We start from the raw sequence: 22387 nt of genomic DNA on the forward strand, positions 1-22387 counted from the left end.
CCGCAGAAGGCAGCATTAGAACAAAGAAAGGGGAGCGGCAGACAATGCTTTGTTTCGCTCAATGGTTTTCGTCAAGCGGAATGCGCAGCGTTTGCCCTGGCTGAAGGCGGCCCGTCGACAAGCCGTTTTCCTTTTTAATGAGATCGATCGCATCAGGCGTGCCGTAATATTTCATGGCGATGCTGTAGAGCGTCTCATTGGCTGCGACGACATGGGTGATGATTTTTCCTTGTTCATCATCGGTCTTCTTTTCCCGGCCGCCGACGCTTCCTCGGTCGGCGGCGCTCTTCTGCTTCGATTTGGCCGCCTGTTCTGTCCTCTTGACTTCGTCGTCTTGAATAATGCGCACCGTCTCGCGGCCGCTTTGATCTTCATGACGAACGACTGTGACCGTGTCGGACTTCGATTGGACATGGTGGATGGCCAGCACGACTGCCGGCAACGCCAAAAACAAGAACACGAGCAGGCGGGCCGGGACGTATTTTCGCTTTTGTTCTTCTTTTTCCCTCCGCCGTTTGATGCGCGAGGACGGCGCGCTCTCATCGATCCGCAAGCGCCGCCCAGCTCGGCGCTCCTGTGTTCCTTTCATCGCTTCACCCCTTCCTCCCGCTGCAACCGAATATGCAAAGCGAGCACCACATCGATCAAAAAGTGGGCGACAACCGTCACCCATAAACTCCCGGTCTGTTCGTAAAGCGCACCGAGAAACAAACTGATGAGCACAACCATCAGAAACAAAAACCATTTTTCCAAATAGCGCACATGCAGCACAGCAAAAATGACGCTTGCCGCTCCAAGCCCCCAATGCGTCTGCACAACACCGCGAAACAGCCATTCTTCCGTCACAGCGATGAGCGCACATAAAAAAAAGAGATGCGGAATCGAGCGGCCGCGGAATATTTTTTCGTTCACCCCGCCGTCGTCATGCCAATCATCCGGCAAATAGCGCATGGCCAAAAAATCGACCGCCAGCACGAGCGCCGCCCCGCCCGCTCCGTATAGCAGCACATCGGTGAGATCGAACCGCCAAAGCCGGCGCCACTCCGCCCAATCGAACAAAAAGAGCGAACAGCCGCCGGCGGCAAGAAGCAGCAACCCTTGCGTTACATAAAGATGAAAAAGCAGCTCGCGCTCTGTCATCTGCCGGATTTGTTCACTTTGCCGTTTCATTCGTCCGCCCCCCCGCCAAAAAGCATGTCCCACAACTCCTCGCGCCAATGGCGAACCGGCGCCTCCTCCGGACGGCGGACGGCTCGTTCATAGCCGTCAAGCGAAAGCCCGCAGCGATCGCAGCAGACATTCTGCTGATCCGTCAGCTCCTCGCCAAACGCGCGGACAAGCGCTTGACGCCGGCACGAAGACAAGTGCACCCATTCATCCATTTCCTGCAGTTTTTTCCGCTTCCAGCGCCGCCGCGCCTCGATGGCGGCTGCCATCCTGCCGTACAGCCGCTCTTTCGCCTCCGCTGTCAGCCAACCAGGCATCGCCCGTTGTTCCCGTTCTAAAAAATACGCCAACAGCCGCTTTTGTACGTCGGTGAATCCGGCAGCCTCGAGCGTCGCCATCGCCGCTTCCCATCCGGCTCCTTCCGGCAGCCGCCAACACCACTCACGCAGCTCGCGCGGACTTAACAGCTCGGCCTCCGCCACCGCCTGGGCCATGGCCCGGTCGCCGTCCGCATAAAATAACACAGCAAGGCTTGGCGCTCCGTCGCGCCCCGCGCGCCCGATTTCCTGCACGTACGCCTCGAGCTGGGCCGGCATATGAAAATGAAGCACAAATCGGACGTTTTCTTTGTTCACGCCCATGCCGAATGCGCTTGTACAACATACGATGTCAAGCTGACCGTAGACAAATTGCTGCTGCACGAGCAGCCGTTGCTCCCCGTCCATGCCGGCATGGTAATAGGCGACCCGCCCCGCGCCGCACTGTTCGAGCCGGCGCGCCATCTCTTCCGCCCATTGACGGCTCGAAAAATAAATGATTCCCGGGCCTTCGAGACGCTTGGCATAATCGGCCAAGCGCGCCGCTTTGTCCTCCGTTGATGAACAATGCTCCACGCACAAGGCGATGTTCGGGCGATCGACGGAATGAATATGGCGGCGGGCGCCATCCATCCCGAGCGTGCGAATAATATCCTCCTGCACCTCGGGCGGCGCCGTCGCCGTCAACGCCAAACACGGCGGGGCCCCGAGCGCGCGCCGGATCTCCCCAAGCTTTAAAAAGTCCGGGCGAAAGTCATATCCCCATTGAGAAATGCAGTGCGCTTCATCGACGACAAAAAGCGAAATGCATACGCGCCGAAGCGCCGTTAAAAATTTTGCCGACTGCAGCATCTCCGGCGACGCGTAAATAAAGCGAAACTCCGCAAGCGAAGCGAGCGCCTGCCATTTTTCTTCGGCATCAAGCAGGCTGTGAAAAGCAATCACTCGCTTTTCCCCGCGCCGGCGCAACTGCTCGACTTGGTCCTCCATGAGCGACACAAGCGGCGAAACGATCAGCACACTGCCTTGAAGCAAATACGCTGGCAGCTGATAGCAAAGCGACTTGCCGCTTCCGGTCGGCAGCATCGCCAGCACGTCGCGCCCAGCAAGCACATCTTCCGCCACTTCCCGCTGACCCGGGCGGAATGAAGCATGTCCGAACTTCATGCGCAGCGTTTTCGTCAACTCGTCCAACGTCCCACTTCCTTTGCCAACACGAGCCGAATTTCGAAATAGCTGACTTTGCCATCAAGCGCCTCGCGAATCTCTTTCAATTTCCTCGTCCTAAGCGCCTGCGCCGCCGCTCGAATGGCCGCCGCCTTTTCATCGTCGACAAACGGGGCGATCGAAAAACCGGACACATTGGCAGCGATTTCGACAACGTGATCCTCAATCGTGCTTCGCTTCAAGCGGCGAAGATTGGAAATATCTTCTATCGTTTTTCCTTTCCGCAGCCATTCGTACGTTTTTTGCGCCGATTGTGTCAGCACCGCCGGCGCCAGTCCGCTCATCAATTCGGCCATCATCGGAACGCGTCCAGCCTCAGCTTCCGCCATGATGTAATGAAGCACGTTGCGGAATTGAAACTGCACGTAGAGCGCGTCCTTTTGCAAATAGGCCGCGATTTGCTCCATCGTCCAGCCGATGCGGACCGCGCTCGTCAAACGCAGCGTAAAGATCACCGCCGCCTCCTCCGAAACCGCTTCAAGCAGCCGGATGAGCTCTTGATACAGCGTCTCGGCCAACATTTGGCGCGATCCTTTTGCAAGCAAATATTGCTTCACCCATTGAAGCGTCCGCTCGTCGCGGCAAATCGGTGCAAAACGCCGCCCATAGACGAGGTTTGACAATGTCTGCCCGATCAAGGAAAGACGCTGCCAAAACAGCGGTTCCGCCTCATGATAGCGCCAGCCGTTCAGATGGCGGGGGAAAAGCGCTGCTTGCTCGGCAAGCCATTCTTCCCCTGCCGCGGTCAACGTGTATGTCCGCTGTTTCGCGGATAAAGCGAGTCGCTGTTCGACAAGCGCCATTGCCGCTTCCTCGAGCGCCGCCAGCGTCACATTCTTCCATGTGCCAAACAGCGGCTCAAGCTGAAACCATTTGCTGTCTTGGAGCGTCTGCGCCGATTTTTTTCCCGAAAATAAATGATACACCGCCGCCAGCGTCCGTTCGCCGTTGAAGCGGCGCAAGCAATGGGCGAGCAAAAATGAGGCATAGCCATGCCGCATCCTGCGTTCCTCCCTCGCCTCTATTGTAGCAAAAATCGCCCAACCGGTCGGCAGAAAAAATCGATCGGTTGACAGTTCCGCCATATGATAACAAAACTAAATAAGATGCATATGTGTAAAAATACAAGAGAGCGATTTTTTTGTTGAAAAGCCGGCCGTACGGTCTTATTATTAAAAGTGAAAAGTTCATTTCCGAGCAGGCAACACGGAGATGGCCCGTCCGTTTCCAATAAACTTGGGGAGGTTCGATTTTTATGCCAAAGTATACGATTGTGGATAAAGAGACTTGCATCGCCTGCGGAGCTTGCGGCGCCGCCGCTCCCGACATTTACGACTACGACGAGGACGGCATTGCCTACGTCACCCTTGATGACAACCAAGGCATCGTCGAAGTGCCGGAGATTTTGATTGACGATATGATGGACGCCTTCGAAGGCTGTCCGACTGAATCGATCAAAGTTGCTGACGAGCCGTTTGACGGCGATCCGAATAAATTCGACTGACATTCCCCCTCTTGCCTTGCCGGCAAGAGGGTTTTTTGATGCAAGCGTGAAATCACAAGTGGCGCATCTTGAACGAACGTGCTACAATAAGATTGGCTTGTCCGCCGCGCCTGCTGGGTGGACAAGTTTTCATGTATACATAACCAACAAAGGAGGAACGGGTTATGGCATTCGAAAATAAAATTGTCGAAGCGTTTATCGAAATTCCAACCGGGAGCCAAAACAAATACGAATTCGACAAAGAACGGGGCATTTTCAAGCTCGACCGCGTCCTATATTCACCGATGTTTTATCCGGCTGAATACGGCTATTTGCAAAATACGTTGGCGCTGGATGGCGACCCGCTCGACATTTTGGTCATCACGACAAACCCGACGTTCCCGGGCTGCGTCATCGACACGCGCGTCATCGGCTATTTGAACATGGTCGACAGCGGCGAAGAAGATGCGAAATTGATCGGCGTTCCGGTCGAAGATCCGCGCTTTGACGAAGTGAGATCGATTGAAGACCTCCCGCAGCACAAACTGAAAGAAATCGCCCACTTCTTTGAACGCTACAAAGACTTGCAAGGGAAACGGACGGAAATCGGCACATGGGAGGGGCCGGAAGCAGCCGCCAAATTGATCGACGAATGCATCGCCCGCTACAACGAACAGAAAAACAAGTAATCCGTCCAACATCTCATTTCACCAGACGCCGTTTTTCTATTTCCGAACAATTTTGCCCATGTCGTTTGATATGGGCGCTTTTCTTTTTCAAACCCCGAACATTCCTGCTCAAAAAAACGTTTTCATTGGTATGACTTCTTTTTCCCCCATTGACAGAAACCGCTTTCGCATGTTAAATTATCAGAAATTTAACATCCTTGAAACAGAAAGGGGCACCCACTGTGTTTCGCGTACTCGTTTCCGACGCCATCAGTGAAGAAGGTTTGGCGCCGCTCTGCGCATCGGCGCAGATCGACATCGTGCAAAAGAAAACAACCGAAGCGGAAGAGGAATTGCACACCTTTGACGCTTTGCTCGTGCGCAGCGCCACCAAAGTGACGGAAGAACTATTGGAAAAAATGCCGAACTTAAAAATTATCGGCCGCGCCGGGGTGGGCGTCGACAACATTGATGTCGATGCAGCGACGAAACGCGGCATCGTCGTCATTAACGCGCCAAACGGCAATACGATTTCGGCCGCTGAGCATACCTTTGCCATGATGGCCGCCCTCGTCCGACGCATCCCGCAGGCGCACATTTCCGTCAAATCGAGGGAGTGGAACCGCTCGGCGTTTGTCGGCAACGAGCTGTTTGGCAAAAAATTGGGCATCATCGGCTTCGGCCGCATCGGCTCGGAAGTCGCCAAACGGGCGCGCGCCTTTGGCATGAGCGTGCACGTGTACGACCCATTTTTAACGAAAGAACGCGCCGAAAAACTCGGCGTCTCGATTCACTCGCTTGACGAAGTGCTGGCCGTGGCTGACATCATCACCGTTCATACGCCGCTCACGAAAGAAACGCGCGGGTTGCTTGGCACGGAAAACTTGGCGAAAACGAAAAAGGGCGTCTATTTGATCAACTGCGCCCGCGGCGGCATCATCGACGAACAGGCGCTCATCCCGTTCTTGGAAAGCGGGCATGTCGCCGGCGTCGCCCTCGACGTCTTTGAACAAGAGCCGCCAGGGGATCATCCGCTTTTAGCGTTTGACAATGTGATCGTTACGCCGCATTTAGGGGCGTCGACCGTCGAAGCGCAGCTGAACGTCGCCACCCAAGTCGCGGAAGAGCTGCTCCACTTTTTTGAAGGGCGGCCCGTCACCTCATCGATCAACTTGCCGGCGTTGTCGAAAGACGTCTATGAAAAAATTCAAGCATTCTATCATTTAGGCCGGAAGCTCGGCTTGATTGCATCGCAGTTTATGAACATCCCGGTGCAAGAGCTGTCGGTCACCTACGCCGGCACGGTCGCTGATCTGGAGACGACGTACATCACCCGCAGCCTGCTCGCCGGCTTCCTGCGGCCGCGCGTCGCCTCAACCGTCAACGAGGTGAACGCCGCCATGGTCGCCAAAGAGCGCGGCATCACATACGGCGAAAAATTTTCCGATGAAACGCACGGCTATGCGAACTGCATTTCGCTCACCGTCCATGGCGAAAACAAAACGTTCACCATCAAAGGGACGCACGTGCCGAACTACGGCGACCGCATCGTCCATTTTGACGGCGTCGCCATCGACTTTGCCCCGGAAGGCCATCTCCTGTATATCCAGCACCAAGACCGGCCGGGGATGATCGGCAAAGTCGGGAACGTGCTTGGGGCGCACGATGTCAACATCGCCACCATGCAAGTCGGCCGCCAAGAAGCGGGGGGCAAGGCGATGATGATCTTATCGCTTGACAAACCGGTTGATGATGAGGTATTGCAGGCGTTGGCGCAAATTGATGACATCGAAACGGTGAAGCGGCTCGAAGCGTAACCACCCGCTTCTGCGGGCAGATCATACAAAAAACGCAGGCCTTCCCAGAAAGGAGCCTGCGTTTTTCGTTCGAGCAAGCCCCACAGCAGCCATTCGCATCGTATAGTTCCCTCTTGCGAAAAGGCGATGATCATGACCCAAAAGGTTGTTTTTCCTTAAACCAAACACAATGCATCGTTTCTTCATGATTGTTTTACGCCTACATACTAAGAAAGGGTGTCCCGATCCTTTTGGGACACCCTCGTGTTTTGTCAGTTCCGTTCAGCCGAGCGGCACCGCCTTCCGCTCGCCTTTCGAGAACGTCATCAGCTCGGTGTAGCCGACACTGCGGGCGAGTTCCACCGCCTTGTCAAAATCGGCGCCGACATGCTCAGGCACGTGCGCGTCGGACGACAACACAATCGGAATGCCTTTGTCATAGCACATTTGGAGCAGGCGCGGATCCGGATACAGTTCGCCAACCGGCTTGCGCAGCCCGGCGGTGCTGATTTCGACGCACGTTTTCGAATTGGCGAGCGCTGTTGTCGCCCGGTCGTATTGTTCAAGCAAAAATTCCTCATCTTCCGGGACGTATTTAAAAATTTTCACCAAATCGAGGTGGCCGATAATGTCAAACAAATTCGACTCGGCGAGCGTCACGACTTGATCGAAATATTTGCGGTATGTATCGTACAAATCGCGCCGTTCCCACTCGTGGCGATATTCGGCTAAGTCGATGCCGAAATCGTCGACCCAATGGATCGAACCGATGACATAGTCAAACTCGTATGAGCGGATAAAGGCGGCCATTTCCTCGTGTTTGCCCGGCGTATAATCCATTTCGATCGACATTTTCACATCGAGGCCCGCATCCCACGCTTCGTGGAACAGCCGGACATAATCGTCCATATCGTAGCAGCGGCGCGCGTCGACCCACGGGTTGGACAAAATGTTTTTCGTTTGGTAAAAATGGTACGCGTGCTCGGAAATGCCGAAATGCTGGATGCCTTTTTTGACCGCTGCATCCGTGAACTGGCGCAAATAATCAAGCGTCAACGCCCCTCGTTCCAAATGGTTATGATAATCGGTCAACATCGGTGTTTCTCCTCTCCTGCTGTTTTTCTCATTATAACGCATTACCGCAAGAAAGGACAACCGTTTTGCGAATATTCATCCAATCATCCGTTGGCGCCGACAAGAAACAACAGTCCGACGCATACCGCCACACCAGCCACCGCCAAGAGGCGTCTCATCACATCGCCCATTTCCATCCCTCCTTGCCTATGTCGCACCATATATGTCTTATGTCAAAACGAACGCCGATAGAACGGCCTCGCGTCGACATTACCAAAAATTTGACACTCCGCACGGCTAAAGCCGTGGGATTCTTGGGTCGCTCACGTCCTCATCCATTTCTGGTTCAGACCACGCCCAAGATCAGGGGTGTGTCATCACCCCGTCCCATCGGGTTAGAATGTACCCCGATGGGCGGCGCACCTGTGACCAGTGCGCTAGGTTAGGCGGCGAAGCCCGAAATCGCTTTGGCGATGTTGATGGCGCCATTCAAGTCGGCGTGGAGGGTGTATCCGCACTTTTGGCATCGGAAGCGGATGCCGTTTCGATTTGCTTTCTCTCGATGCCCGCATCGGCATGCTTGGCTCGTGTAGGTCGGCTTCACCCACTCCACCCGAATGCCCGCCATTTCCGCTTTATAGGCGATCATCGTTTGCAGTTGATGAAACGCCCAAGCATGAAGGCTTCGCCCCGCTTCTTTTGCGGAAGTTGCTCGTTTCCGAATCCCCGTCAACTCTTCCATCCGAATCACGCCAACACCGTTGGCGAGCGCAAAATTCACGATTTGACGGCTGATTTTGTGATTTTGATCCTTCATCCAGCGGGACTCTTTACGGCCGATTTTGCGAATCATATGGAGCTTCTTGGCTTTTCCTAATCTCCTTCGCAAAGCCGCATATCGTCGGCGTACAAAGGCGCATTGGTTCCCTTTGAAAAACAGTGATTTCGTTCCCACGCTGGCAACGGCGATATAACGAAGTCCCAAATCAACGCCCATTACCTTCGTTTCTTCCCGTTGTTGGACTTCAACTGTGATCGCAACAGCCAAGTACCATTTCTTTCTCTTTTTGTAGAGCTTGGCTGCCCCTTGTTTGGCGGTTCCGTTAAGCAGCCGATTCAGCCATGCTTCTTGATAGGGACGCGTGACCACCGGCACACCGACTCGCTTCTCTAATGTTGGGAATGAAACGGTGTAGAACTCTCCTTTCTTTTCCACCTTCACGTTTTGATTGTTAAAGCAACACCATAATGTTCGAAACTTCTTTGTTTTCTGGTTTTTCTTTTGGGACTTCACTTCTCGAATCGTTTGATTCACGACGGCGGAAGGAAATCGTTGTGACGAAAACGCTTTAAAAATTTTACTCGTCGCTTGATTCAGTTCTGGATGATCCAACAGCCAATTCGCAAACTCTGTGTTCACTTCTGTCATCCGTTCATACATTTCCTGTTTGACTTTCGTTGGGTTGTGCAGTTCCAGCCTTAGTGTGATCGTCGGCATGGGTTCACCCCCTTTTCTTTTGAGATTCCACATAATGTTTGATGGTTTCGCTTGATCCATTCCCTGCTGTACTCACGAAGAAAGAGCGTGTCCAAAGACTTGGCAGATGAGACAAGTGTTGAAATTCTTCCCTTCATCGTCGGGAAGTCACTCCTTTCACTTTTGCCATCATATCTGATGGAGAATCAGAAGGGAGGCCATTCAAGAACAAATGACAATGATCAGGCATCACTTCCATCGCAAGGATGACCCCATCATTCTCTTGGCAAATTTCTTCTACTAACTGCCTGAATCGCTCTTCCACTTTGTTCACTAACACGTTTCTTCGATAACGCGGGCAAAAAACAAAATGATAGTGAATCAACGATACAGTTGTTTTCGTTCTTCGATATTTTTGTTCCATATTATTAATTGTATCAGTTTAATGGTCATACTCAAACAATTAAAGATAAAAAATGGTTGCTCTAAGCAATCCCATGAAGAGATTACCGAGCAACGCCGTCTTTCATCCCACGATTCAAACCGTGGGCTTTCAGACGGCATTTTCTGTAACAAAATGATACCGTCTAAAAACCGCTAAGAGCTCACGCTGGCGGCTACGGGCCGGTTGCCAGCAACGCGGCGTTCGGTCCGGCCGGCACGTTGATCGGCTTCCCAAGCGGATACGGGCCAAGAGTCGATAACCCGCTCGATTCGAATGTGACGTCAAGCAGCCCAAACTCTTTCGCCGTCAGCAGCACGGCCTCCGCCATGCTCGCCGCTTCTTCCGCGCTTGGTCGAGCGGACAAATGAAGCCGGACCGTAGCATGGCGCGCATCGACATCGACCGAATCAACTTCCACCCCTGGTGGAATGGCCGGCTCAAGCCCGTGGATCGTCGATTTTTTCATCTGCTGCAGCGCCTCAGGAAACGAGCGGGCGCTGCCTAGCGCCGGGATGAGCACCGGATAGCCGAAGGAGGAGGAGCGGTTTTGATAATACATTCGCTTCTGCTCATTGATTTTTGTCGTTTTTAGACGACCCAACACTGGCAAATCGAGCCCCTCCTCCTCCCCAGTGAAAAAGCGGATGCTTCGCCCGCCCATCTGCCGCACTGTTTCCATGACCGCGTCGAAAAAGAGGCGCTGTTCCTCATGGCTGGCGGCAAACACGCGATGGCTCGCTGGAACGCGAACAACCCATACGCGCCCATCGCCTGCCGCCGGGGCCATCTTCACACCGTCGAGCCACGCGGACGCCTCACGCAACGGGGAACGGGCAAGCTCACCGAGCGCCGCGGACAGCCGTTCTTTCGGCGCAAAACGGCCAGGAAGGGGAACAACCACTGGCACCACTTGGCCGATTCGCTCATCGGGCAAGGCAATCACCACTGCATTCGCCGGTTCGCTGGCGGCCATCATCGCTTTTGGGTGAGAGGAAGCGCCATCCGCCTCTAGCGTCTGAACAGGGGATGAGGAAGCCTCGTTTTTGTCCGAACGTGTTGGAACGATAAAATGCGGACCGGCATAAACCGCCAATGCAAGCACGGCCGCCGATGCAACCGCTGGGAGCCAACGCCGCTTCCAGCGCGCCATCCGCTGAGCGCGCACCAGCCGGACATACACTTCTTCTTTCGTGCGCCGGTCTTTGATGACGGGCAACTGTTCAAGGCCATGTTCAATGCATCGCTCATTCCAATTGAGCTTTTTCACACCGCCACCCCTCCTGTTTTGCCTCTTCCTCCATATATTGCTTGAGCGCCTTTAGTGCGCGGTGCTGCGTTGTTTTCACTTTACTTTCCGTCCAGCCGAGCGCTTCCGCCGTTTCCGCGATCGACAGCGACTGGATGAATCGAAGGACGAGCACAAGCCGCTGATCAACCGTGCAGCGCGCCAAACCACGGTACATAAGCTGAATTTCCTCTTTTTGAATCGCCATTTCCTCAGGAATCGGCTCGTCGGCGCCGATTTGTTCCTCGCTCCATTCCGCCGAACCAGCCCATTGGCGTCGGCGTTTTTGCTTGCGAAAAAAATCAATGGCCACATGGCGCGCAATGGACAGCAGCCACGTTTTTTCGCTGCACTGCCCTTTAAATCGTTTGTATGAGCGCAGCACTCTGACGTACACTTCCTGAACCAAATCTTCGGCCTGCTCTCGATTCCGCACCATGTAGAATAAAAAATTAAACAAATCATGATGGTACTTTTCATACAACTGTTCAAAGACGGGGTCCATCGCTTCTCTCCCCCTATCTCCTCCATGGACCACGACAAAAAAATCCCATTATCTTCATGATAACGGGTCCGAGCGAAAAAGGGAATGATTTTTTCACCAAAAGCAGCCGGCTTTTACCACTCGACGTGCAGTGGAAAAAAGAGAGAGCCGGCTTGCTTTTTGATTTCACGTTCGCCATCTGGATCATAACTGACAAGCACCGACGTCGCCGGGCCGCCGGAGGAAAAGAGCGGAAGCGGGCATGCGCAGGCCCGCCCTTGGCGGCCGTTAGCGGCTAACAGCTGTGTCCATTCGTAATAAATACCTTTCGAGCCGATGGGAATCAATTCGTAAATGTATGGTGTGCGGAGAAGCGCGGCAAACAGCGGAAGCGGCGCAACCCATTCCGGATGCGAAAGCACGGCCGAGCCGACGAGAGGACGGCCGATGACGGCAAACTTCGCCTCTTCGGGCGTGATGCCGATTCGTTTCCGTTCGTTGGCCACCGTCCCGATGGCCGTCACTCCAAGCGCCGACTGCACGGTGGGAAAATTCGATTCCGTGCTGCCGGTGATCGGGAGATCGATCCCCAGCTCGCGGCACGTTCTCCTGACACCGCGGCAAAGAGCTTCCCACCGGTCATCAGCGATGAAGTTTTGCAGCACGACGACCCTCGCTTCCGCTCCGACGCTCAACAGCTCCATCAAGGCAACGCGGGCGGAAAAATACGCAACAACATCCACCGGGACGGACACCACATCACCCGGCTTGTCCCCGACCGCCGCCGAACCGTCGGCCGCAACGGCGAGCTCCATGCCGTCGGCAAACGGAAGGAAAAGCACATCACGCATGCGGCGCCTCCACCCCCGCTTTCGCCGCCAACCGGACGACAACCGGCATGACGGCCAAAGCGATCAACACGTTGACCGCCGCGGCTGCCGAAAGCGGCGGAATGACGGCAAAAACAAACGGCCAGCCGAACGAAACGGCAAGCGGCAACGGCGCCAAAAACGCATTGCCGATGAAAAAGACGACAGCGCTGCCGATTTTCCATCCCCGCCGATGCAGCACGGCGAACAGGGCGCCAAGCCCCGCCATTTCAAGAGCGACAAACCAATGAACTGGGCCGAGCGGAAAACCGCCGATCAACGCCGAAACCAAATGCCCAAGCCCAGCGACCGCCGCTCCGGCGCGCGGGCCAAGAACCCCGGCGGCGACAAGCGCCGGTGCGCTGTCCAAAGCGATGCTGCCGACAAACGTCGGCAGCTTGATGAACGATCCGATCGCCGAAAGCGCCAAACAAACGGCCGTCCAAGCCAAGCGGCGGTTCATTGTTTCTCCTCCTTGTCGCGGAACACAATCGCGCTCCGTTCATACTCGATGTCCTTCACCCCTAAACGCGCGTTCACGACCCGGGCAGCGGCGAACAAATAATCGGACAGGCGGTTCATATATTTGAGCACAACATCGTTGATCGGCTCCGCTTTTTGCAAGGAAACGATGCACCGCTCCGCCCGTCTTGCCACCGTACGCGCCATATGGAGCGCCGCAGCCGCCTTGGAGCCGCCCGGCAAAATGAATTTTTGCAATGGCGGCGCTTCTTGCACGTGCGCATCAATGCGCTCTTCTAAAAATGTGACCATCGCCTCGGTCACCTTATACGGAAGCTTGCCGTTGACGATGGCCAGGTCGCCGCCGCAGTCAAACAGCTCGTGCTGGATTTTTTGCAGCTCAGCGCAAAGGTCGCGAAACCGTTCATCGCCGGCCAATAACGCAAGCGCCCATCCGATGAACGAATTCGCCTCGTCAATCGTTCCGTACGCCTCGACGCGCAAATGGTCTTTGTCCACGCGCCCGCCGACTAAACTCGTTTTCCCTTGGTCTCCTGTTCGCGTATACAATTTCACTGTTCCTCTCCCCCTTATTTCAATTGTTCCGCCAGTCCGCACCAAAGCCGGTCGACGCGGCAGCACAAGGAAGCTAGTCGCTGGTAGCACATTCCCACGGCGTCGCGCCAGCGCCGCTCTTGCGGATCAACCGGAACAACGCCTTGCGTCACATCGGTGCCGATCCAAACGACCGTGCGGTTAGGCGCTGCCGCTTCCCACCGCTGCCAAGCGCGGAAATAGGATTCCCACTCGTCTGGGTCCGGACGGGGGCGGATGGCGGCTTCCAACCCGTCAAAGACGACCGTTTTTGCCGTTTCGATGCCATCCGGCGGCCTATACGGCTCCACATAACCGTTATGCCATACAATATGAACTCCATCATTTATTCCATACCGTTCCCTCACCCATTTTCGTTTTCCTTGAAACGCACCACCGATAACGAAATGCACCGCTCTCCCCCTTTCCAACGCTCGATCGTCGATTCCAATGTATATCCGCCGGCAAATGGCACCTCCCATTCCCAAAACGAACGAGCATCGGGCGCATACTGCTCGAGCAGGAGGCGAATCGGGCCGCCATGGGTGATGACAGCCACATGACGGGCGCCCGCCCGCTCAGCGAAAGCAATCGTCTCCGCAAGCGCCTGTTTGATGCGCGCTTGAAAGTCGGCATAACGCTCCCCGCCGGGCGGCGCCGCAGAAAAGGGCGACGCAAGCCATTGGCGGTAGGCGGGCTCCGCTTCCAGCTCAGCAAACGTTTTTCCTTCCCAAGCGCCAAAGTGAAGCTCGCGCCAACGGCTGGTGCACCAATCTGCCCCGCGTCCGCCAAACAGCAAGGCGGCCGTTTCTCGACAGCGGTGAAGGTCGCTTGTAACCATGCAGTCGACCGGATACGGCCGCTCAAGCTGCAAGCGGCACAACCGATTGCGCTCCGCGGCCGCAAGCGGCGCGTCCGTCCAGCCGATATACGCCCGACGTCGGTTTTGTTCCGTCATCCCATGACGGATGAGTGTAAGAGCCAAATGACGCCCCATAGCACCGTCTCTCCTCCTTCGATCAGCGCGCCGAGCACATCACCGGTGATGCCGCCAAACTGTTTTTCCGCCCACGGCTTTGCCGCCGCCGCCAAAACGACAGCCGCTGCAGCCAGCGCCGCCCCTGTTTGCACCGAAATGGCGGTGGATGCACAAAGAAGCGAAAGCAATACAAAAGCGAGTCCAAGCGCCCAAATGGCATCACGCCATGAACTATATTCGCGAAGCGATGCAGCCATTCCTGTCGGCTTTGCCAGCTTGCCGACGGAAAGAAGCCAGGCAGCCCCGGCCCGCGACAACAGCGGAACGGCGGCGAACAGCGCCGGCGGAATGCCTGTCTGGAGCGATTCGTACAGAAACAGCCAACGAAATGACAACAAACAAATAAGCGACAACACCGCAAACGCGCCGACGCGCGGATCGGACATGATCTCTTGCCGCCGCTTGACGTCGCGGTACGAAAAAAACGCGTCGCTCACATCCATAAAGCCGTCAGCGTGCATCCCCCCGGCCATCCAAATGCCGAGCCAAAGAAGAAGAAGCGCCCAAACAAGCGGCGAGCTGAATGAAAACGTGGAAAAGAGTGCATACACTCCGGCCGAAAGCGCCCCGATCAGCGCCCCCGCAAGCGGCATACAGCGCACGAGCCAGCGGACATGGGCGGCGTTCCATGCGATCGAGCGCCGAATCGGGATCGTGGTAAACAGCTGCAGCGCCAACAACCATCCGTTCCATGCTTGCTTCATCCCGGCCACCGCCCTTTTTTCACGCGGAGAAGGCCGCATTCAACGACCGCGGCGGCCGCCGCTTCCGCGACCAACTGTTGGTGAAGCAAGCCAAGCGTTTTCATGTAGCGAAATGTGCCAGGATCATCCGGAACACCCCCGGCAAACAGCTCGTTCGATACAATCACGACCGCACGGCAGGCATCCGCCCACGCCCGCACTTCATCGAGCATGCGGCAAGCAACAGCTTGAGCGGTTGCGTCTGTTTTCCAATTTTCACCAAAGAACAGCTCGTGGGCGAGCCATGTGGTCAAGCAATCAAGCAGAACAACATCATCAGGGTGCAAGGAAGCGGCAATCTCCTGAGAAGAGAACGGGGCTTCCCACACTGTCCAATGCGCGGCCTGCGCCGCGCGCCGCTCTTGATGACGGCGGATGCGCTCCGTCATTTCTTCATCCATTGCCTGCGCGGTGGCGATATAGTGAAGCCGACCGCCGCGAGAAAGCCGGATGGCGCATATTTCCGCCGCTTCACTTTTTCCGCTGCGCGCGGCGCCGCTGACAAACACCATCATCCGCTCCACCTCGCAAGCGCTTCAAGAAGCCGATCGTTTTCCACCTGCGTTTTGACCGCAAGCCGCACGTAACGTCCGTCCAGTCCAGGAAAATTCATTGTATGCCGCGGGACGATTCCTTGCTGCAATAAATAGAAAAACAAATCCTCTGTCCGTCCGGAGAGCGGACGCAGCAAGTAAAAATTGACGACCGACGGCGAGACGGCATACCGGCCGGCCGGCAGCGACCGAAACACGCGCTCCCGCTCGGCGGCGATCCGTTCTTTCGTCCACTTGACAAACGATTCCATCGCCATGAAACGAAGCGCCAATTGTTGGGCGATGCAGTTTGTGCTCCATGGCGGCTGATGCGTTTTCAGCGAAGCGATCACCGCCTCGTCGGCAGCGACATAACCAAGGCGCACGCCGGCCAGATGATGAATTTTCGTCAACGATCGAAGCACAATGAGGCGCGGATAGCGATCCAGCCAACGCATGGCTGTAAATCCGCCGCGCCAAAACGGATAGAACGCCTCATCCACCACGATATACGTCCCCGCTTGGTCCGCTGCAGCGACGAGCGAGCGGAGATCACGCTCCGGCATCACGGTTCCGGTCGGATTGTTCGGATGACAGAAAAAAACCGCGTCGCATTCCGCCGCCCATGCCGCCGCTTGGTCAATGTCGTACGAAAAACCGCGGCTTTCCTCTGCCAGCAAAGACTTGACTTCGCATCCGTAAGCAAGGCAGGCGCGCCGATACTCGGAAAACGTCGGCTCCAAGATGCCGACGCGCCGGCCGGCAAGCAGCGCGGCCAACAAATAAATCGCCTCCGCTGCCCCGTTCGTCACCAGCACTTGTCCGGGTCGAATCTGCTCCTGCTTGGCAACGAGCTCCCTGAGCGCCTTCGCTTCCGAATCCGGATACTCACCGGCCCAGCGAATCCATTCCTCGCCGTTCGGCCAAGCCGACGGCGGCAGGCGATATGGGTTCGTATTGACGCTGAAATCAATGTATTCGTCTGGAGGGGCCAATCCGCATTGCTCATACAACGCGAGCGGATTCGCCCCATGCGCCGGCCAACGCAACGATCATCCCCCCGATCCATAGCAGCAATAACGTAAAGGCGAGCACCGTTCTGATCATGATGCCGACCGCCTGGCGAATATGAACCGAGCGCAGCGGAACATCGGGATCGCCGAGTGTCGGCCGCTCAGAGACGACGCCGCCATATGTATTCGTCCCGCCCAGCTGCACCCCAAGCAATCCAGCCATCGCCGCCTCGAGCCAGCCGCTGTTCGGGCTTGGGTGGCGGCGGGCATCGCGAAACAAGATCGACAGCGCCAAACGAAGGCGGCGGCCGCCGCAAACCAACACCATCACGAGCGCCGTCAGCCGCGCCGGAATGTAGTTGAGCGCATCGTCCAGCCGGGCGGCCGCCCAGCCAAATTCGCGATACGTTTCATTTTTATAGCCGAGCATCGAATCGCACGTGTTCACTGCCCGGTACAGCATGGCAAGCGGCGCGCCGCCCAAGGCCGCGTAAAAGAGCGGAGCCGTGATGCCGTCGCTCGTATTTTCCGCCACCGTTTCGACGCAGGCGCGGGTGATGCCGGCCTCATCGAGCCGCTCGGTGTCGCGGCCAACGATCATCGACAGCGCCCGCCGCGCCTCGGGAAGATCGCCCGCTTCAAGCGGCCGGCGCACATCCTCAGCCGCTTCAGCGAGGCTTTTGGTCGCAATGGTGGTGAAAATGAGCGCCGCCTCGATCGCCACCCCCACGTATACGGACAGCGCGTAGCCCACATAAACGACCAACGCCGATACCCCGTAAACAGCGGCCAACACGACCGCCACGGCCGCCGCCCCTTTCGCCCGCCGCTTTGTTCCTTGATTCCAGCGGCGGTCAAGCCACGCAATCAGCGTTCCCATCCCGCGCACAGGGTGCGGCAGCCAGCGCGGGTCGCCAAGCAGCGCATCCAACAGCAAAGCCAACGTCATTGCCAGCAAATGCGTCATCGCCGCCCCCTCCGCCGCTTGTAGCGGTCAAGCGCCTCGATCGTCGCTTCATACACGAGCCGACCGATCGCGCGCCCGAGTTCCGTCGCCGTTCCGGCATAGGCAAACGTCCGCCCGGTTTGCGTCGCCGCCACGGCGAGCGAATCGGTCGACGTGCCGGTGGCAAGCGTCCCTGTTTCCAGGTCGCAAACCGAACAGTCGGCGAGCGCTTTTACCTTCGCTTCCGTCGCTGTCATCATCGCCTGGACAAACGCCGCTTCCGTCAGCACTCCGTCAATGACAATCACCATATTGATCGTTCCCGGCCTTGCCGCAAGCGGCTTATGCTGCCACGCCCGAGCGGCATCAACCGCATTGCCGACGCCAGCGGTCGTCATGATTGCAACCGAAAACGCTTCCCCTTCTTTCTGAAGCCAAACGGCATCATGGACGTCAACCGCCGTCATCATGCCGATCGTTCGTTTCGGCGAAAACCCGTGCTGCTCCAAATAGCGGCGCATGTCTCCTTCCGCATCGCCGCAATCGTAATCCAACCCGACTTGGCGGTTGACAAAATGGGTCGCCCATTGAAACCCAGCGCCGATCAATGCCGAGGACAGGACGCGAAGCGGCTGGCAGGAGGCCAGAACAGCGGCGTCATCAAGAAAGGACAAACGCAGCCCGCCGGCCGACGATTCTTCTTGTTTCCCTTTCGGCACAAACGAAAACATCGGCTTTGCCGCCGCCGGATGGGCCAGACGCACAATCGGCGCGGCAAACACTTCCTCAAGCAGCGCCGGCGTCATCACATCTGTCGGCGTTCCAAGCGCCGCTGTTTTTCCTTCTTTTAACACAAGCACCCGGTCGCAATATAAGCTAGCGACGTTCATATCGTGAAAGACGGCGACGACCGTCAAATCGCGGGAGCGGGCAGCTTCCGCGAGCCGGTCCAAAAGCCGGACTTGGCCGCTCACATCCATATGGTTCGTCGGCTCATCCAGCAAGAGCAGCTGCGGCTTTTGGGCAAGCGCCCGCGCCAAATAGGCGCGCTGCCGCTCGCCGCCGCTTAGCCGCTCAAGCGGCTCATCGATTTTGTCAGCCAAGCCGACCGCACGAAGCGCTTCTTGAACCGCCGCTTCATCCTCTTTCGTCCACGTCGGAAACAAGCCGCGCTGATGGGCGTAGCGGCCGAGCGCCACCGTTTCTCTCACCGTATAGCCGGGCGCCGCCTCCGCCGTCTGCGGCAGGACAGCGGCAAACCGCGCCCATTGCTTCGCAGACAGCGCCAAAAGCGGCTGGCCATGAATCTTGATCTCACCGCTGGCAAGCGGAAGCTCTTTGCAAATGAGTTTCAGCAGCGTCGTTTTTCCGCTGCCGTTCGGCCCGACGATGCCAAACAGCTCCCCTTTTTCCACGGAAAACGTCACACGATCAAGCACTTGCTTTGGTCCATACCGATGCGATACGGCCCGCACCTCAAGCATCATCATCCCATCTTTCGCTTCATTTTTCGGAAAAACAAGACGGCAAATAGCGGGGCGCCGATCAGCGCGGTGATGACGCCGATCGGCAGTTCGCGCGGTTCAATGATCGTCCGCGCCGCCACATCGGCAAGCACAAGAAACGCACCGCCATACAAGAGAGACAGCGGCAGCAGCACCCGATAGTTTGGCCCGCACACAAGCCGAACCATATGCGGAACAACGAGCCCAACAAAACCGATCGTCCCGGACACCGACACCGCCGCGCCGGTGAGCAGCGCCGCCGCCGTCAAAATGATGACTTTTCGGCGCGTAACATCAACGCCGACATGAAGCGCCGCCGCCTCGCCAAAAGCAAACGCGTTCAACTCGCGGCCGTTGGCGAGAAGCACCGCCGCGCCGATGAGAAAAAACGGCAACAAAAGCCCGCTGTATTTCCAGCCGCGCATCGCGACGCTTCCCATCAGCCATGAGATGATTTGCCGCAATTCTTCCCCGGTCAAAGCGATCATCAGTGAAATGAAGGCGCTGAAAAACGCGCCGAAGATAATGCCGGCTAAAATGATCGTCTCAACCGACAGCTGCGGCTCAACCGCGCGAGTGAACGCCAAAACGGCGACAAGCGTCGCCATGCCGCATAAAATGCTCACGATCGGCAGCGTGAACGTGCCAAAGAGCGGCCATTGCCAGCCGAGAAAGATGACGAGCACCGCCCCGACCGAGGCGCCGGACGAGACGCCGAGCGTGTACGGATCGGCGAGCGCATTTTTCAGCAACCCTTGGAACGCCGCGCCAGCCAGCGCCAATGACGCCCCGACCAAAAAAGCGAGCACGACGCGCGGCAAGCGGATCGCCATCACGATCGGCACCCAATCGGCCGGAATGTCAGACGGAAGCGGCATACCAAACCATTCGGACGCAAGAATGCGAACAATAGAAGAAAAGGGAATCGACAGCGATCCTGTCGATATCCCTACGAGCAACGATAACATGGCCGCCGTGACGGCCAATATATACATCCACGTTTTACTTGAACACATCCGGGTAAACGGCTTTGGCAAGTTCCTCGACTCCTTCGACAAGGCGCGGACCCGGGCGGCTTACTAAGTCGGTGTTGACGTCATACACCCGCTTGTTTTTCACCGCCGGCACGTCTTTCCAAGCAGCGCGCGCAAACACTTGCTTCGCTCCGCCGTATGTCGTGATGATCACATCCGGCTTATAGGCCACTGCTTTTTCTTCCGTCACCATCGGCCAGCCTTCCAAGCTGCCGGCGACGTTTTTCGCTGAAATCACTTGAAGCATCTCATCCATAAACGTCCCTTTGCCGGCCGTATACAGCTGCGGCGGCGGCGACACTTCAATCCAGACGTTCGCTTGTTTGTCCGCCGGGATTTGTTTCGCTTTTTCTTGAATTTGCGCAAGCTTCTCTTTCATCTCATCAATCACTTGCTTCGCTTTGTCCGACGCCCCGGTCGCTTTGCCGATCAATTCGATGGACGCATACACATCGTCGAACGACTTCGCGTCATTCACGACAAGCACGGTGATGCCGGCGTCTTTCAATTGCTTGAGGCCATCGCGCGAGTTATGGGCGCTTGACGCGTGGGCCAAGACAAGATCCGGTTTGAGCGAAATGATTTTCTCGACGTTGAATTCCATGCCGCCGATTTTCGTTTTCGTTTTGACGTCTTCCGGGTAATTGTCAAAATCGCTGACCCCGACGATCTTATCGCCCAACCCCAACGCATAGGCGATTTCCGTATTGCTTGGGATGAGTGAGACGATCTTTTTCGGTTCCTCTTTGATTGTGACATCCTCGCCAAGCCCGTCTTTCACCGTCACCGGAAACGCCGCTTGTTCCGTTTTCGGTTCTTCTTTTTTCGCTGGCTGGGCGTTGCTATTGGCTCCACCGCTGCAGCCGACCAGCACGGCGGCCAGAAGGAAGAACACCGCCACCACCGCCGGCCATGTCCAACGTTTCATCCGTCATTCCCCCTTCAGTGATGTATGTACAATAAAAAACGCCCATTCCGCCTAAATCTGGGAATGAGCGCGAAACAGACCGCCAATGGGCACAACAATGCCCTATGCGACTGTTTCCGCGTCTCACCCCCCGAAGATTCGGAAACTGCGGCAAGCAAGGCAGGTCTACTGGCTCATGCTTCATCCTACTCTGAAGCCTTCCCGTACGGAAAACAGCGCAAGCCATCCGTCCGTACAGTGGCGATTTCATTTCGTCCGCATTGACAGTTGCGGGGACAGCTCCGGATTCCCACCGGATTCCCTATTAAGCCTTTTCGGCGCCTTGCTGCGAGTTGATTTAGTTATCGGATATGGACATTTTTATATTAAAGCAAGGCCTGGCATTTGACAACTGTGAATTTACAGTGGGCTGGCGGCAGGCGGTCATCGATCACTTTTGCGGTCAGGCAGCTCGGCTCCAGTGTCCGTGTTTTGTACGGAACGCCGCATGCGCCGTTGCATCGAGCTCCGCGATGTCAAATGCCGCCATGTTGCCTATTCATCGATTCCCACAAACCTCATCTTTTGAGTTTCTTCCGGCTGCGGAGAAACGTTCCTTTTCCATATGTCGCTAAAAAAATTAGGAAAGACGCCCCACCTCTGGCACGGCGTCTTTCCCCGATACAACCTTCATCTCGTCACTGTTGAATATATTTGTCAAACACAAACCCGAAATCCTTCATCGTATAGTTCTTTTTCGCTTCCGTCAGCCAGCAAAAAGCGTATTCATTCACGGCCTGAAAATCCGCCGACACATTGACGCCGTCGCCGCGCATGTTGGCAAACACCTTGGCCGCCAGTTCCAAACTCCGCTCAGCATAGTGGAATTTCATTTCGTTTTCATGGCAAATCTCCGCGATCGCCAGCAGCGATTTATACAAATCTTTCAATTCCTCAATATGCTTTTTATGCACATCAATCGAATAGCAGTGCGACCCGATTTTAAATTTGATTTCCGCGTCCAAGTCGACCGTCCCGGCTGTTTCGAGCGACACGTCGGAAATCGGATGCTTATAGTAATCGTAGCGGCGCAGCGTCCGTTTTTTGCTCGCAGCGCTCGTGCCGTCCAGATGAATGAGCGCGCGGTTGGTGAAGCAATACTCATCCGATTTCGATTTGATAAGAAAATAGATTTTTTCTCCATCCTCGTGCATCACATAATCATCGGCATCTACTTTGTCATAGTCTTTCGGTTGAATAACCGAGCCGATGTCGCTTAGCCCAAGCACATCGGCGGCGACTTTTCCAAACATGCTCAT

At 56.1% G+C, this 22387-nt stretch carries 24 protein-coding genes, 1 pseudogene and 1 riboswitch; of the genes and pseudogenes, 3 read left to right on the plus strand and 22 right to left on the minus strand.

From position 1 onward, the window contains the following. Positions 1 to 58: 58 nt before the first annotated feature. Genes GT3570_RS10685 through GT3570_RS10700 form a run of 4 tightly spaced genes read right to left on the minus strand, consistent with a single transcriptional unit; the run spans position 59 to position 3712 of the window. Entirely contained in the window at positions 59 to 589 is a 531-nt protein-coding gene (locus GT3570_RS10685; protein WP_011231725.1) for a LysM peptidoglycan-binding domain-containing protein, read from the minus strand. Then, the gene (locus GT3570_RS10690) at positions 586 to 1170 is read right to left on the minus strand and encodes a CPBP family intramembrane glutamic endopeptidase (RefSeq protein ID WP_011231726.1); all 585 of its coding nucleotides are present in this window, start codon (positions 1168 to 1170) and stop codon (positions 586 to 588) included. The genes GT3570_RS10685 and GT3570_RS10690 overlap by 4 nt, the downstream gene beginning before the upstream one ends. After that, on the minus strand, positions 1167 to 2678 hold the full coding sequence (locus GT3570_RS10695) for a RecQ family ATP-dependent DNA helicase (protein ID WP_062898749.1): 1512 nt from the start codon (positions 2676 to 2678) through the stop codon (positions 1167 to 1169). Before GT3570_RS10695 ends, GT3570_RS10690 begins: the two co-directional genes overlap by 4 nt. After that, on the minus strand, positions 2666 to 3712 hold the full coding sequence (locus GT3570_RS10700) for a YpbB family protein (RefSeq protein WP_042380384.1): 1047 nt from the start codon (positions 3710 to 3712) through the stop codon (positions 2666 to 2668). Before GT3570_RS10700 ends, GT3570_RS10695 begins: the two co-directional genes overlap by 13 nt. A gap of 254 nt (positions 3713 to 3966) precedes the next feature. Between GT3570_RS10700 and GT3570_RS10705 the strand changes: the two genes are divergently transcribed. From GT3570_RS10705 to serA, 3 genes are all read left to right on the plus strand, one after another. After that, complete coding sequence (locus tag GT3570_RS10705) at positions 3967 to 4215, plus strand: ferredoxin (protein ID WP_011231729.1); 249 nt, start codon at positions 3967 to 3969, stop codon at positions 4213 to 4215. 164 nt (positions 4216 to 4379) lie between these two features. Then, positions 4380 to 4883: an inorganic diphosphatase gene (locus GT3570_RS10710; RefSeq protein ID WP_011231730.1), complete on the plus strand. Its 504-nt coding sequence runs from the start codon at positions 4380 to 4382 to the stop codon at positions 4881 to 4883. Positions 4884 to 5104: 221 nt separating this feature from the next. Continuing rightward, the gene (gene serA / locus GT3570_RS10715) at positions 5105 to 6679 is read left to right on the plus strand and encodes a phosphoglycerate dehydrogenase (protein WP_012820732.1); all 1575 of its coding nucleotides are present in this window, start codon (positions 5105 to 5107) and stop codon (positions 6677 to 6679) included. Positions 6680 to 6940: 261 nt separating this feature from the next. Here the strand turns inward: serA and GT3570_RS10720 are convergent, their stop codons facing one another. The 18 genes and pseudogenes from GT3570_RS10720 to GT3570_RS10800 all read right to left on the minus strand — a co-directional run bounded on the left by GT3570_RS10720 (position 6941) and on the right by GT3570_RS10800 (position 22381). Continuing rightward, positions 6941 to 7753, minus strand: coding sequence for a histidinol-phosphatase (locus tag GT3570_RS10720; protein ID WP_011231732.1), 813 nt, complete (start codon positions 7751 to 7753; stop codon positions 6941 to 6943). A 421-nt stretch (positions 7754 to 8174) separates the two neighbouring features. After that, on the minus strand, positions 8175 to 9230 hold the full coding sequence (locus GT3570_RS10725) for an RNA-guided endonuclease TnpB family protein (RefSeq protein ID WP_062898750.1): 1056 nt from the start codon (positions 9228 to 9230) through the stop codon (positions 8175 to 8177). 4 nt (positions 9231 to 9234) lie between these two features. Continuing rightward, positions 9235 to 9633: pseudogene (tnpA, locus tag GT3570_RS18020) on the minus strand (IS200/IS605 family transposase). Between the two features lie 193 nt (positions 9634 to 9826). Continuing rightward, a complete protein-coding gene (locus GT3570_RS10730) occupies positions 9827 to 10921 on the minus strand; it encodes a GerMN domain-containing protein (protein ID WP_011231736.1) in 1095 nt (364 codons plus the stop codon). Further along, a complete protein-coding gene (gene sigX, locus GT3570_RS10735) occupies positions 10899 to 11444 on the minus strand; it encodes an RNA polymerase sigma factor SigX (protein ID WP_011231737.1) in 546 nt (181 codons plus the stop codon). Before sigX ends, GT3570_RS10730 begins: the two co-directional genes overlap by 23 nt. A 113-nt stretch (positions 11445 to 11557) precedes the next feature. Beyond that, the gene (locus GT3570_RS10740; protein ID WP_011231738.1) at positions 11558 to 12274 is read right to left on the minus strand and encodes an AIR synthase family protein; all 717 of its coding nucleotides are present in this window, start codon (positions 12272 to 12274) and stop codon (positions 11558 to 11560) included. Then, entirely contained in the window at positions 12267 to 12755 is a 489-nt protein-coding gene (locus GT3570_RS10745) for an ECF transporter S component (RefSeq protein ID WP_011231739.1), read from the minus strand. Before GT3570_RS10745 ends, GT3570_RS10740 begins: the two co-directional genes overlap by 8 nt. After that, positions 12752 to 13330: a cob(I)yrinic acid a,c-diamide adenosyltransferase gene (locus GT3570_RS10750; protein WP_011231740.1), complete on the minus strand. Its 579-nt coding sequence runs from the start codon at positions 13328 to 13330 to the stop codon at positions 12752 to 12754. The genes GT3570_RS10745 and GT3570_RS10750 overlap by 4 nt, the downstream gene beginning before the upstream one ends. A gap of 14 nt (positions 13331 to 13344) precedes the next feature. Continuing rightward, positions 13345 to 13761 (minus strand): bifunctional adenosylcobinamide kinase/adenosylcobinamide-phosphate guanylyltransferase, encoded by a 417-nt coding sequence (locus tag GT3570_RS10755; protein ID WP_011231741.1) that lies wholly within the window; start codon positions 13759 to 13761, stop codon positions 13345 to 13347. Further along, the gene (locus tag GT3570_RS10760) at positions 13713 to 14345 is read right to left on the minus strand and encodes a histidine phosphatase family protein (RefSeq protein WP_014196225.1); all 633 of its coding nucleotides are present in this window, start codon (positions 14343 to 14345) and stop codon (positions 13713 to 13715) included. Before GT3570_RS10760 ends, GT3570_RS10755 begins: the two co-directional genes overlap by 49 nt. Then, positions 14303 to 15091 (minus strand): adenosylcobinamide-GDP ribazoletransferase, encoded by a 789-nt coding sequence (locus tag GT3570_RS10765; protein ID WP_011231743.1) that lies wholly within the window; start codon positions 15089 to 15091, stop codon positions 14303 to 14305. The genes GT3570_RS10760 and GT3570_RS10765 overlap by 43 nt, the downstream gene beginning before the upstream one ends. After that, positions 15088 to 15645: a bifunctional adenosylcobinamide kinase/adenosylcobinamide-phosphate guanylyltransferase gene (locus GT3570_RS10770; protein WP_011231744.1), complete on the minus strand. Its 558-nt coding sequence runs from the start codon at positions 15643 to 15645 to the stop codon at positions 15088 to 15090. The genes GT3570_RS10765 and GT3570_RS10770 overlap by 4 nt, the downstream gene beginning before the upstream one ends. Further along, positions 15642 to 16712 (minus strand): threonine-phosphate decarboxylase CobD, encoded by a 1071-nt coding sequence (cobD, locus tag GT3570_RS10775; protein WP_011231745.1) that lies wholly within the window; start codon positions 16710 to 16712, stop codon positions 15642 to 15644. Before cobD ends, GT3570_RS10770 begins: the two co-directional genes overlap by 4 nt. Next, a complete protein-coding gene (gene cbiB, locus GT3570_RS10780; RefSeq protein WP_011231746.1) occupies positions 16669 to 17643 on the minus strand; it encodes an adenosylcobinamide-phosphate synthase CbiB in 975 nt (324 codons plus the stop codon). The genes cobD and cbiB overlap by 44 nt, the downstream gene beginning before the upstream one ends. Further along, positions 17640 to 19112 carry an adenosylcobinamide amidohydrolase gene (locus GT3570_RS10785; protein WP_062898751.1) on the minus strand — a complete coding sequence of 491 codons (1473 nt, stop codon included), beginning with the start codon at positions 19110 to 19112 and terminating at the stop codon, positions 17640 to 17642. The genes cbiB and GT3570_RS10785 overlap by 4 nt, the downstream gene beginning before the upstream one ends. Beyond that, positions 19109 to 20164, minus strand: a complete 1056-nt coding sequence (locus tag GT3570_RS10790; protein WP_011231748.1) for a FecCD family ABC transporter permease — start codon at positions 20162 to 20164, stop codon at positions 19109 to 19111. Before GT3570_RS10790 ends, GT3570_RS10785 begins: the two co-directional genes overlap by 4 nt. Next, on the minus strand, positions 20130 to 21089 hold the full coding sequence (locus GT3570_RS10795; RefSeq protein ID WP_062898752.1) for an ABC transporter substrate-binding protein: 960 nt from the start codon (positions 21087 to 21089) through the stop codon (positions 20130 to 20132). Before GT3570_RS10795 ends, GT3570_RS10790 begins: the two co-directional genes overlap by 35 nt. 141 nt (positions 21090 to 21230) lie before the next feature. After that, positions 21231 to 21429: riboswitch (cobalamin riboswitch) on the minus strand. Positions 21430 to 21766: 337 nt separating this feature from the next. After that, positions 21767 to 22381 (minus strand): PH domain-containing protein, encoded by a 615-nt coding sequence (locus tag GT3570_RS10800; RefSeq protein WP_062899106.1) that lies wholly within the window; start codon positions 22379 to 22381, stop codon positions 21767 to 21769. Positions 22382 to 22387 lie beyond the last annotated feature (6 nt).

The sequence above is a fragment of the Geobacillus thermoleovorans genome (genome assembly GCF_001610955.1).
Taxonomy (GTDB): domain Bacteria; phylum Bacillota; class Bacilli; order Bacillales; family Anoxybacillaceae; genus Geobacillus; species Geobacillus thermoleovorans.